This window comes from Mixta mediterraneensis (assembly GCF_030283135.1).
Classification (GTDB): domain Bacteria; phylum Pseudomonadota; class Gammaproteobacteria; order Enterobacterales; family Enterobacteriaceae; genus Pantoea; species Pantoea mediterraneensis.
The window spans coordinates 26,809-38,652 of the sequence record NZ_JASUAZ010000034.1; the positions used below are offsets into that span (position 1 = coordinate 26,809).

The 11,844-nt window shown below is 51.0% G+C and carries 9 protein-coding genes and 1 pseudogene; 4 read left to right on the forward strand and 6 right to left on the reverse strand.

Annotated features, from left to right (window positions below):
- Positions 1-37 precede the first annotated feature (37 nt).
- From sstT to QRY16_RS16500, 3 genes are all read right to left on the reverse strand, one after another.
- Positions 38-1,270 carry a serine/threonine transporter SstT gene (sstT, locus tag QRY16_RS16490; protein ID WP_289777361.1) on the reverse strand — a complete coding sequence of 411 codons (1,233 nt, stop codon included), beginning with the start codon at positions 1,268-1,270 and terminating at the stop codon, positions 38-40.
- Between the two features lie 237 nt (positions 1,271-1,507).
- Positions 1,508-2,476 carry a TerC family protein gene (locus QRY16_RS16495; protein WP_193406493.1) on the reverse strand — a complete coding sequence of 323 codons (969 nt, stop codon included), beginning with the start codon at positions 2,474-2,476 and terminating at the stop codon, positions 1,508-1,510.
- Between the two features lie 258 nt (positions 2,477-2,734).
- A complete protein-coding gene (locus QRY16_RS16500; RefSeq protein ID WP_193406494.1) occupies positions 2,735-3,715 on the reverse strand; it encodes a Gfo/Idh/MocA family protein in 981 nt (326 codons plus the stop codon).
- Positions 3,716-3,858: 143 nt separating this feature from the next.
- On the opposite strand from QRY16_RS16500, the gene QRY16_RS16505 reads away from it, so the two are divergent.
- Complete coding sequence (locus QRY16_RS16505) at positions 3,859-5,547, forward strand: chloride channel protein (protein WP_289777362.1); 1,689 nt, start codon at positions 3,859-3,861, stop codon at positions 5,545-5,547.
- Here QRY16_RS16505 and QRY16_RS16510 read toward each other — a convergent pair.
- Positions 5,544-6,047, reverse strand: coding sequence for a M48 metallopeptidase family protein (locus QRY16_RS16510; protein ID WP_193406496.1), 504 nt, complete (start codon positions 6,045-6,047; stop codon positions 5,544-5,546). The genes QRY16_RS16505 and QRY16_RS16510 overlap by 4 nt on opposite strands.
- Positions 6,048-6,128: 81 nt before the next feature.
- Here QRY16_RS16510 and rlmG point away from each other — a divergent pair, with 81 nt between their 5' ends.
- Complete coding sequence (rlmG, locus tag QRY16_RS16515) at positions 6,129-7,247, forward strand: 23S rRNA (guanine(1835)-N(2))-methyltransferase RlmG (protein ID WP_289777363.1); 1,119 nt, start codon at positions 6,129-6,131, stop codon at positions 7,245-7,247.
- A gap of 3 nt (positions 7,248-7,250) precedes the next feature.
- On the opposite strand, the gene QRY16_RS16520 is transcribed toward rlmG, so the two are convergent.
- Both QRY16_RS16520 and QRY16_RS16525 read right to left on the reverse strand, forming a co-directional pair.
- Positions 7,251-9,272: an NADPH-dependent 2,4-dienoyl-CoA reductase gene (locus QRY16_RS16520; RefSeq protein WP_289777367.1), complete on the reverse strand. Its 2,022-nt coding sequence runs from the start codon at positions 9,270-9,272 to the stop codon at positions 7,251-7,253.
- Between the two features lie 182 nt (positions 9,273-9,454).
- Positions 9,455-10,189 (reverse strand): purine nucleoside phosphorylase YfiH/LACC1 family protein, encoded by a 735-nt coding sequence (locus tag QRY16_RS16525; protein ID WP_289777364.1) that lies wholly within the window; start codon positions 10,187-10,189, stop codon positions 9,455-9,457.
- A 99-nt stretch (positions 10,190-10,288) separates the two neighbouring features.
- On the opposite strand from QRY16_RS16525, the gene QRY16_RS16530 reads away from it, so the two are divergent.
- Positions 10,289-11,098 carry a 5'-nucleotidase, lipoprotein e(P4) family gene (locus QRY16_RS16530; protein ID WP_193406498.1) on the forward strand — a complete coding sequence of 270 codons (810 nt, stop codon included), beginning with the start codon at positions 10,289-10,291 and terminating at the stop codon, positions 11,096-11,098.
- Positions 11,095-11,648: pseudogene (locus tag QRY16_RS16535) on the forward strand (SulP family inorganic anion transporter); the annotation flags it as partial. The gene QRY16_RS16530 and the pseudogene QRY16_RS16535, both read left to right, overlap by 4 nt.
- Positions 11,649-11,844: the final 196 nt, after the last annotated feature.

The following is an 11,844-nucleotide window of genomic DNA, read 5'->3' on the forward strand; positions in this document are numbered from 1 at the left end:
CAAAAAAATGGCGACCTCCGTTGGTCGCCATAATTTTTTAAATGCGGCTCGGTATGCGGTCCGCTTCAGCCTGACAAACGGCTGCGGTGAATAAAATATCCGTTGAGGAATTCAACGCCGTTTCAGCCGAATCCTGCAGCACGCCGATGATAAAACCTACGGCGACCACCTGCATTGCCAAATCATTGGGAATGCCGAACATATTACATGCCACCGGGATCAGCAGCAGCGAACCCCCCGCCACGCCCGATGCGCCACAGGCACATAATGATGCGACCAGGCTGAGTAAAATAGCAGTGGGCAGATCCACACTAATGCCTAAAGTATGTACTGCCGCCAGCGTCAGCACAGTAATGGTGATCGAGGCGCCCGCCATACTGATAGTCGCACCCAGCGGGATGGATATTGAATAGGTGTCTTCATCCAGATTTAGACGTTTTGCAATCGCCATATTCACCGGAATGTTAGCGGCAGAGCTGCGGGTAAAGAAGGCGGTCATACCGCTTTCTCGCAGGCAGGTAAACACCAGCGGATAAGGGTTACGGCGGATTTTACTGAAAACCAACAGCGGATTGACAACCAGCGCCATCAGCGCCATACAACCGATCAGTAACGACAGTAGGTGAGCATATTGCCACAGAGCACCAAAACCGGTCGAGGCCAGAATAGACGCAACTAAGCCAAAAATACCTATGGGCGCACAGCGAATGACACAGCGCACCATCCAGGTCGCTGCGTTTGATGCGTCAGTCAGAAACGCGCGGGTACTCGGTTGGCTGTGCCGAAACGCCAGCCCTAATCCAATCGCCCACACCAGAATACCGATGTAGTTAGCGTTCATTAACGCAGTAATCGGGTTAGCAACCATACTCATCAGCAAACCGCGCAGCACTTCGGTAATGCCGGATGGCGGCGTTATTTCAGTGGCGCCTACCGTTAGTGTCAAGGCTTGTGGCGTCAGGTAACTGAAAATCACCGCCACAACGGCGGCAAAGAAAGTGCTGAGCAGATAAAGCATAACGATCGGCCTGATATTGCTTTTCTGGCCTTGCTGATGATTAGCGATAGAGGAAATGACCAACACCAGAACCAGTAATGGCGCCACGGCTTTTAACGCGTTGACAAACAGTTCACCTAACAGTCCTACGGCTAGCGCCGCATCGCGAGACAGCCAGGCTAGCATAATGCCAGCGACCAGCCCGATCATAATTTGTTTCACCAGGCTTCCTGCGAACAGGGTACCCAGACGTGCGGAGACATTTTTAAGCATAGATTTTTCTGTATTTTTAGCGGGATGTAGCATTGGTTGCGATAAATCACACAGCCAAAGCGGTTTGCCCAGCGGAGTATAAGGAAAAGAATGGACGAGAAAAGAGATAATTCTGTTAAGGCGGCTAATATCGAGTTTTTATTATGCTGGATAACGGGACGATAATAGAGATAATAAATGACTGAAGCGGCTGATACAAAATAAAGCAGGGGCAGATGCTGCCCCTGTAGAGAATTATTATGAGATATTCTTCTGGTCATTTCTGTGGTTAACCCAGGCATTAATCAGCAGGGTTGAGGCAAGAATCGTACCGACCACGCCCAGCGAGGCCCCCACGGGAATAGGGTAAAGATGAGCAATCAGCATCTTACCGCCTATGAATACCAGCACGATCGCCAGACCATATTTCAGCATCGAAAAGCGTTCTGCTACGTTTGCCAGCAGGAAATACATGGCGCGCAAACCAAGAATCGCAAACAGGTTTGAGGTTAATACGATAAAAGGATCGGTGGTCACGGCGAAAATGGCCGGAATACTGTCAACTGCAAAAATGACGTCGCTCAGTTCCACCATGATCAGTACCAGCAGCAACGGTGTGGCAAACAGGACGCCATTTTTGCGAGTGAAAAATTTTTCGCCTTCTAGAAAATCGGTTATGCGCAGATGGTTACGCAACCAGCGCACCAGCGGTTTTTCCCCGACAGCCTTCTCGTCGTCCTCTTTAGCAAACGCCATTTTCAAGCCAGTAAACAGCAAAAATGCGCCAAATACGTAAAGAATCCAGCTGAATTGAGTAACCAGCCAGCTGCCTGCAAAAATCATGAGAGTACGCAGGATAATGGCGCCTAATACGCCATAAATGAGTACGCGCCGTTGTAAATTAGCCGGAATGGAGAAGTAGCTGAACAGCATCAGCCAGACGAAAACATTGTCTACCGCCAGCGCTTTTTCAAGCACATAACCGGTCAGAAAAGAGAGCGTTTGAGCAGTGGCGACCTCACGGCTTGCATGGTTGTCGAGATACCACCAAAAAGCAGCACTAAACAGCAGCGAGACGGAAATCCAGATTAGCGACCAGACGGCGGCTTGTTTGAATGACATGGTTTGCGCGCCGCGCCGCCCCTGTAGAAAAAGGTCGATCGCCAGCATGATAAGTACTACCACCGCAAAACTGCCCCAAAGTAATGGCGTTCCTACAGTTTGCATAATTTTGCCCTGTCTGAAATAAATAAGCGGCTGAAGTCAGAAAACGTCAGCCGCTTATTTTGTTGTAAGCAAGCCTCGCCTTCCGGCAAGGTCTCACTTACAACACAGAAACAGGTCCAGGTTGCCTGATGACCGGATGCGAATGCATCGTAATGACGATCGATCAGCTTATAAGTTACTCCCCTTTGCAGGTGGGTAAATTACGGGCTTCGTAACCAGGAAGCAATCGCTGTCAGTAATATTTAGAAATATTTACACTTAACGTTGATCGGCAGGAAATATGACGCCAGTTTGACGGCGTATCTCCGTAAGTAGCCTGGCGGTAATGCGTGAAACCTCCAGCGCGGGATGATCAATCTGACGCTGCTCAACCAAACGCACGAAAGTTTCAGCTTCATACAGCATGGTATTAATGTGCTGCGGTTGGCTGAGGTCTTGTTTATCTCCGCCGCGTGGAATAAAGCTGACTTGCTGACATTCCGGGATTTTTTGTATCACCAGCGCACCCGCTTCACCCTGGATTTCACTGGGAAGCGTGGAATCGCTGACTTTGGAATGCAAAATCGCCACATCAAAGTCACCGTAACCCAGCACGACTGTCCCGTGTGCGTCAACGCCGGAATCCAGCAATGTTGCCTGCGCCTGAACTTTTTGCGGCTCGCCCCACAGCATGACGGCGCTGGCTAAACAGTAATAGCCAATGTCCATAATGGAACCGTTAGACCAGCGTGGATTAAAGGTATTGGGATTTTCTCCGTTGAGATAGCGTGGATAGCGCGATGAATACTGACAATAGTTAAACACGGCTTTGCGCAGTTTACCCACCTGCGGCAACGCCTGTTGCAGCCGTAAGAAGTTAGGTAAGCTGGCAGTTTTAAAGGCTTCAAACAAAACGACCTGATGTTCACGCGCGCAGGCAATCATGGCTTCAACCTCTTTGAGATGAGAGGCCAGCGGTTTTTCGCAAATGACGTGTTTGCCGTGCGACAAAAACATCAGCGCCTGTTCGCAGTGCAGCGCATTTGGGCTGGCGATATATACCGCGTCAATCTCTGCACAACTGGCCAGCGCCTCTAGTGAGGTAAATACTTGATTGCAGGGATACTCTTTGATGAATGTATCTGCCTGTTGCTGGCTACGCGAATAGACCGCGCTCAGTTTCATGTTGCCAGTCTCGTGCGCAGCATCAATGAACTGGCAGGTAATCCAGTTGGTTCCCACAATGGCAAAACGAATCACGACGTTACTCCTGCTTTTTAAAACGGCAGAGTAGCATGTCCAACGTCACGCGCAACGCAGGCGCTAAAGGCGAATTTGATCCTGCGATCCGCATTCCAATATTATGATGACGCAACGGCATTTGGCAGAAAGAAGGAGCGCAGGTGAAAGGAAGTAAACACGCACTGAACTGGACCACGTTGTTAATTGCTATTCCGGTTGGTTTCGTTGCATCGCTGGTTACACTGGCTTTTCGCGGCGTTATTGAACTGATCAATCATCTGCTGTTTAGGAGTAGCAATGAAATAACCGAGGCGATGCACATCTGGCCGTGGTTTCTCTGGCCAGTGCTGGTTGGCGCGGGCGGTTTACTGGCGGGATATTTTCTGCGTTATGCCGTTACCATTGAACAACAGCAAACGGTTAAAACCGATTATCTCGAAGTTATTAATGCCCGGCTTGATGAAGTGCCAACCAAAACCTCGCTATTCCGCGCACTGTCTTCTATTGCCAGTATTGGCAGCGGTGCATCGATTGGTAAAGAGGGGCCGATGGTGCAGCTTTCTGCCTTGTGCGGCAGCCTGATGGGCAAGTTTCTTCCCGCTTCCCTTAAGCTTAAAAACAGTGATGTGGTAGCGATGGCCGCCGCAGCCGGGCTCTCTTCTGTTTATCATGCACCGCTGGCCTCCGCGATTTTTGTCGCTGAAATTGCCTTTGGCATTTCGGCGCTACAGCGTTTGATCCCGCTCATCATCGCTTCTGCCGTGGCGGTCATGACAATGTGGTCTTTTGGCTTTCGCAGTGTGCTTTATCCGCTGGCCGAAACGAATTTCCAGATGAATGTCAGCAGCTTATTGATGACGGTGATCATTGGCTTATGCGCCGGGCTGGCAGGTTGGTTACTGATCAAACTGATTGCACGTAGCAGGATGCTGTTTAGCCGGGTGCGCTCGCTGCCGCTGCGACTGGGAGCAGGCGGCTTTGCGGTAGGGTTACTGGCGCTGATTTCAACCGATATTTTAGGCAACGGTTACGAAGTCATCGTAAAAATCATGGCAGGGCATTACCTGTTGCCGGGATTGTTATTGCTGCTGTTACTGAAAACGCTGGCAACCAGTCTGTCGGTGGGATCGAATGCTGTCGGTGGTTTATTTACGCCATCGCTGTTAATTGGCGCGCTGTTAGGGGTAGTGCTGGCGATGGGCGGTACAGCGCTTCATTTGCCGCTTAGCCATATTTTGCTGTATGCGGCAATTGGCATGGCGGCGGTGTTAGCGGCAGTCAGCCAGGCACCGCTAATGGCAATTTTGATGGTGCTGGAAATGACGCTCAATAGCAGCCTGCTGTTCCCGCTGATGATTGCGGCGGTGCTGGCATCAATGGTGGTGTATCGCCTGCAATCCGCCAGCACTTATCCGGTGGTGAGTAATCACTTTAATCGCTCAGAAGCGAAATATGATTTCGATAATATGCGGGTAGCGGAACTGATCATTCCCGGCGCGGCCCTGAAACCAGAAGAGTCGGTGGGCCAGGCATTGGCGGTGAGTTCACTTAAGCGCGAACGCTACGTCTATGTCATTAATAATCAAGGCGCGTTTCTGGGAGTCGTATCGATACACGACATCGCACGCAAAGTACTGGCGCAGGAGATCACCCTGGATTCGCCAGTGCAGCTGGTGATGGATAATAATTTCCCCTGCGTTTACCAGTATCAAAGTATGCGGGAAGGCTGGGAAGCGTTCGCAATGGTTACGCTGGAACGCCTGCCGGTATTGAATAACCCGCAGGATCGCCATTTTCTCGGCGCATTAACCAAAACCAGCCTGATTCAAAAAGCACAAGAGTTTCTTTAAGCGGCATTACCGCGCATCGCCTGATCGGTCATCCACAGGCGTGCGTCAAATTCGAGCTGGTGGTAATCCGGCTCCATATGACAGCAAAGCTGATAGAACGCTTTGTCGTGTTCTTTTTCTTTAAGATGCGCCAGTTCGTGAACCACGATCATACGTAAAAACGGCTCTGGCGCCAGGCGAAAGAAGGTGGAAATACGGATTTCGGCCTTGGCTTTTAAATTACCACCCTGCACGCGAGACACCGCCGTATGTAAACCCAGTGCGTGCTTCATCACTTTGATTTTGTTATCCCAAATAACTTTGCTGACAGGTGGCGCGTTACGCATAAAGCGGTTTTTTAGCCCCTGCGTGAAGTCATACAGCGCTTTATCGCTGATGACGTTATGCGTGTCGGGATACCGTTCCTGTAAAAATGCCCCCAAACGCTGATGCTCGATCAACGTGTTTACCTGCTCAAGAATAGGCTCAGGATAACCCTGAAGATAGATAAGTGAGGACATTAGGGATTCCCGGTGAAAGACAGTATACTGCGCCCCTTTTTGGGGCGAAAACCAACCAAAGTGTACCATGCCGGAGAAACCATGAGCCAACTTGAACTGAACGATCGCACACTGATCCTGCATCGTTTTCCGCAGATGCGTGACGAAAGTCCATTACAAGCCTGGGATGCGGCTGATGAATATCTGTTACAACAGGCGCTGCCAGAAGGGCCGGTATGGGTATTTAACGACAGCTTTGGTGCGTTGACCTGTGCGTTAAATCCACGCCCGGTTTGGCATATCAGCGATTCATGGCTGAGCCAGCAGGCTACGCGTCAAAATCTTCGCCTCAATGCGCTTGATGATGGCGAGGTACATTTCCTCGACAGTCTGGCGGCATTACCGGCTGCGCCCGCCGCCGTGCTGATTAAGGTGCCGAAAACGCTGGCGTTGCTGGAGCAGCAGCTGCGTTCAATTCGACAGGCGATCACACCGGAAACGGTAATACTGGCCGCTGCGCGTGCCAAAGAAATCCACAATTCGACGCTGCAACTGTTCGGGCAAATCATTGGCGAAACCAAAACCTCGCTGGCCTGGAAAAAAGCACGACTGATTTACAGCCAGTTTACCCAACCGGTTCTGCCTGAGCAGTCACCCACTCTCGTCTGGCCGCTGGATGGCACCTCTTATCAAATTCATAATCATGCCAACGTCTTTTCCCGATCTGCACTGGATATTGGCGCTCGTTTGTTTATACAGCATTTGCCAGAAAACATTGAAGGCGAGATTGTCGATCTGGGCTGCGGAAATGGCGTTATTGGCCTGATGGCGCTGGCGCGTAATCCCCTGGCTGAAGTGCATTTTCTTGATGAGTCCTACATGGCGGTGGAATCCAGTCGTCTGAATGTCGAGATCAACCGTCCAGAGGATCTGACGCGCTGCCAGTTTCGCGTGAACAACGTGTTGAGCGGCTATCCTTCTGACCGATTGCATGCGGTGCTGTGTAATCCGCCGTTTCATCAGCAGCATGCCATCACCGATCATCTGGCGTGGCAGATGCTCCGTGACGCTAAGCGCTGCCTGCAATATGGCGGCGAGCTGCGCATTGTTGGCAATCGTCATCTCGATTATCACCACAAGCTGAAAAAATTATTTGGAAACTGCACGCTGGTGGCGTCAAATCAAAAATTTGTCATATTGCGTGCGGTGAAAATGCGTTAAGCATTATACCGTCAGCGCCAGCTGTGTTGCCTGCGCGATAGCACGACGAGCATCTAATTCCAGCGCGACGTCGGCACCGCCAATTAACCGGACTGTTTTTCCGCTTTCACGCAGCGCAGCGGCCAGCTCGCGTTGCGGCTCTTGACCGACACAGATAATCACGTTATCCACCGGCAACACTAAAATGTCGCCTTCTCGTCGGATATGCAGTCCTTTATCGTCAATTAACAAATATTCAATGCCGCCCCACAGCTGCACGCCGCGTGCTTGCAGAGTGGTACGATGAATCCAGCCGGTAGTTTTTGCCAGCGTGGCGCCGGGCTTGCCTGCTTTACGCTGTAGCAACCAAATGCGCCGGGCGGACTGAGGCGGTTGCGAGCGGGTCAATCCGCCACGTTGCGTCAGGCTGTAATCAATTCCCCATTCAGCATAAAAGGTGTCCAGCGTCTCTTCATGCAGCGGTTGCGATAAATACGCAGCGGTATCAAAACCAACGCCGCCTGCGCCAATGATTGCAACGCGCTCGCCGACCGGCTTTTTATCACGTAGCACATCGAGATAGCTAAGCACTTTTGGATGCTCAATGCCCGGAATAGTAGGGATGCGCGGTTGAATACCGGTCGCCAGGATCACTTCATCAGCCTCGTCTAATTGATCAGCCTTTACTCGACAGGCCGTTTTTATCGTCACACCCGCTGCGGCCAGCTGATGGCGGTAGTAACGTAACGTTTCGCTGAATTCGGCTTTGCCAGGAATCTGGCAGGCGATAGTGAACTGCCCGCCAATATCAGGCGCAGCTTCGTAAAGCGTAACCTGGTGACCCCGTTGCGCTGCTTGTAAGGCGAATGCCATTCCTGCCGGGCCTGCGCCCACCACCGCCAGGTTTTTAGGCGTCGTACTGGTCGTTATCGGCATCAGCGTCTCATGACAGGCTCGTGGATTTACCAGGCAGGACGACACTTTGCCGACAAAAATCTGGTCAAGACAGGCCTGATTACAGGCGATACAGGTATTGATACGTTCAGGCGCGCCGCGCTGTGCTTTGCTGACAAAAGCCGCGTCGGCGAGAAAAGGACGCGCCATAGAAACCATATCCGCGTAGCCTTCCTGTAACAGCCGTTCCGCTACGTCAGGATGGTTGATCCGGTTTGTGGCAATGACCGGCACAGAAACATGCGCGCGCAGACGCTTCGTAACCCAGGCAAAAGCCGCGCGCGGCACGCAGGTGGCGATAGTAGGAATGCGGGCCTCATGCCAGCCAATGCCGGTATTGAATAGCGTTACGCCACACTGTTCCAGCTCGCGCGCCAGGGTTAGCGTCTCTTGCAGGGTGCTGCCCTGGTTGATCAAGTCGAGCATGGATAAGCGAAAAATAATAATAAATTTTGCGCCTGTCGAGGCACGAACCGCACGAGTAACAGCCAGCGCAAATTGCATACGCTGACTGAAATCGCCGCCCCAGCGATCGTCTCGCTGGTTAGTGTGCTTAACCAGAAACTGATTTATCAGATAGCCTTCCGATCCCATGATCTCAACACCATCGTAACCCGCTTGCTGAGCTAGTCGGGCGCAACGCGCGAAATCAGCGATGGTCTGCTCAATTTCTGCCTCACTCATCGCTTTGGGGGGAAAAGGATTAACAGGCGCCTGAAGAGCGGAGGGCGCCACCAGATCGTTTTGATAGCTGTAGCGGCCCGTATGCAATATTTGTAACGCGATTTTGCCGTCATGTTGGTGCACGGCCTCGGTGATTTGACGGTGCCAGCCGCATTGATTTTCATGAATAAGCATTGCGCCATGTGCCATCGCCACACCTTGCGCGTTAGGAGAAACACCCCCGGTCACAATCAGTGCTACGCCTTCGCGTGCACGCTCGGCGTAAAACGTGGTCAACCGATCCGCCCCGTCAGTGTGTTCTTCCAGTCCGGTATGCATTGAGCCCATCAGGAAACGATTTTTCAGCCGGGTGAAACCTAAATCTAGCGGGGTAAATAATGCCGGGTAAGCTGCGTTGCGCTCAGTCATCATCACGCTCAGGGAAGTGGTCTGATGAGTTAACTTTAGCGATTTCTGTGTTAAAAAAAAGTGAAAGGATGTCAGGGTGTGAGAAGTATCAAAAAAGCAGGGGCTGTGACGCAGACGTCAGGCTTGGATTAAAGAAGCACAGCGATGTTCATCACGATTACATTAAACATCGCTTTTTGGTATCAGCCCCTCCGCATAGGGTGATTGAATGAATTACGTCGAATCCATGAATAACGCGATTGATAGCCGCTATTAAAATGGGTGTTAGAGCGGTAGCTCGATCCCGCTTCTGCCATGCAGTAAGTGCACACACCCACGTTATCGATTTGACCGGCAGGAATGCCAGCCTGCATTAACATTCGTGTGGCCAGGTCGGGTAAATCAAACCAAATGCCGTTCTGCTGCGGGTGTGCCTGCGCTCGTCGGGAATGAGGATTAACAGGCTGCGATTGATGCCACTTTATATGCTGCGGTACGCCAGGCGTTTGCTCAATCTCTGCCAGCATGCCTGCACCCAGTTCATAACAGCAGGGCGCGATGGCGGGACCGATAGCAACATACAAACTTTCTGGCGTGGTGCCAAGCGCGCAGAGTTTTTCAACGGCGCGGTACAACACGCCTTTTAATGTTCCTTTTAAACCCGCGTGAACGGCGGCGACATTTTTTTGTTGAGTATCCGCGATTAAGACAGGTAAACAATCTGCGGTATAAACCGCAACTGGCCGATCACCCAGGCCGATCACGCCATCGGATTCGCAACTTTTGGGCGGAAAATTTTGTGTGTCCAGCACCACATTTGCGCTGTGGCGCTGATGACCATAAGCCGCACTGGCAGGAGGGGATTGCCCAGCGGGCTGAAAAGCATAATCTACCCAACCGAGCGAATCGAGTAATGGTGAGCGTGGGGGCAAGGGCATACGTTTCTCCTGTCATAACTGCGCGCGTTCTGCTGCTCACAGCTTACGTTAACTGCTACATTTTTGAAGCCTTACCCACCTTCACCTTAAGGATGAACGATGAAAAACTCAGTGATGTTCGTTGCTAGCGGCATGGTGACGCTACTTCTGACTGGCTGTGTGCAGCCGCCTCAGCAACAGGCGCAGCAGCTACTTAGTCAGCAATCTGTCTTAGCGGTTAACTGGTTCCAGCAATCAGCTGAATATGACGCACTGGCTTGGCAGGCCTTTAATAGTGCGCGGCTGGCTTTTGATCAGGCCCCTTCGCTAACGAGTAAAGCCAAAGCGGTTATTGTCGATCTGGATGAGACGATGCTGAATAACAGCGCATACAGTGCCTGGCAAGCGAAAGAGGGCCAGCCTTTTAGCAGCAAAACCTGGTCAGCGTGGACACAGGCGCGACAGGCTAAAGCGGTTCCCGGCGCGGTAGAATTCGCGCGTTATGTTAACAGCCACGGGGGCATAATGTTTTATGTCTCAAACCGCACACAAAAAGATTACGCCGCGACCGTTGCAAATATGCAGCAATTGGGTTTTACCGGCGTGAATGAAAAAACGGTGCGTTTGAATACCGAAACGTCTAATAAGCAGACGCGCTTCGATGCCATCAAAGGTGAAGGCTACAATGTAGTCCTTTATATCGGCGATAACCTGAATGATTTTAGCGGTGAGACCTGGCATCAGGGTAATCAGCAGCGGCGTGAATTCGTTAACCTTAACCATCAGCGTTTTGGTACGCAATTTATTGTATTACCCAACCCACTCTATGGAGACTGGGAAAGTGGGATGACAGAAAATTATACGAAGTTAACCCCTCAGCAGCAGCTGTCGACGCGTAGATCTCGTCTGGAAAGCTGGAACGGTAAATAAATGTTAATGCGGGAGCGCAGACGAAACTGCCGATCTTTATCCACGGCTTATTACTGTTAATTTATGGCTTATGATTTAGCGAAATGCTGAACGCTATTCCGCTGGCAAGTCTGGCAGCCGTGCTACTTCAAACCGACTATAAACTGGCTACGCCGCGACTTTTATCGAACAGTTTCGTATGGGGGCGCAACAGGATGTTCCCTTCCTTGCCGCCCTCGTTGGGATTATCACATTTGGCATGCTGACGGGTATTGCTATCGGCATCGTCATGCAGATCCGGTATAACCTCTCTAAAAGCCACCGCAATGCGTTGCAGCTTACACGCTATGACGACCATTACGTTTTGCGTTTTCAGCAAAACCTGACCTTTATGCATAATCCCAGACTACAAGGTTTACTGAATGCGATCCCTGAAAATAGTGTGGTGATTGTCGATAATGATAATGCCGAATATATTGATGCAGACGTTAAAGCCGTGCTTAAAGATTTTGGTGATAATGCCGATAAACGTGGGATTCGACTCAGCCAGTGGCTGGTTGCAGTGAAATAATCCTACATTCGCGCGGAAAACTGTAGGGTAAAAGAAAAAATCGGATAGCTCGGGTATCCGATTTTTTGTTAAAGGGCATAATTGGCGCAATTTATCACTGCCGACAGGCTTAAGCCGCATCAAAACGTGACTTTTAAATTATATGCATGAAGGCGTGCTTTTCGAGGGGGAGCTTTGGTGGCGAATAGCGTTACAT

Coding starts and splice junctions, on each gene's coding strand:
- sstT (WP_289777361.1), bottom strand. CDS start 1,270: ATGCTTAAAAATGTCTCCGCACGTCTGGGTACCCTGTTCGCAGGAAGC.
- QRY16_RS16495 (WP_193406493.1), bottom strand. CDS start 2,476: ATGCAAACTGTAGGAACGCCATTACTTTGGGGCAGTTTTGCGGTGGTA.
- QRY16_RS16510 (WP_193406496.1), bottom strand. CDS start 6,047: ATGTCCTCACTTATCTATCTTCAGGGTTATCCTGAGCCTATTCTTGAG.
- rlmG (WP_289777363.1), top strand. CDS start 6,129: ATGAGCCAACTTGAACTGAACGATCGCACACTGATCCTGCATCGTTTT.
- QRY16_RS16520 (WP_289777367.1), bottom strand. CDS start 9,272: ATGACTGAGCGCAACGCAGCTTACCCGGCATTATTTACCCCGCTAGAT.
- QRY16_RS16525 (WP_289777364.1), bottom strand. CDS start 10,189: ATGCCCTTGCCCCCACGCTCACCATTACTCGATTCGCTCGGTTGGGTA.
- QRY16_RS16530 (WP_193406498.1), top strand. CDS start 10,289: ATGAAAAACTCAGTGATGTTCGTTGCTAGCGGCATGGTGACGCTACTT.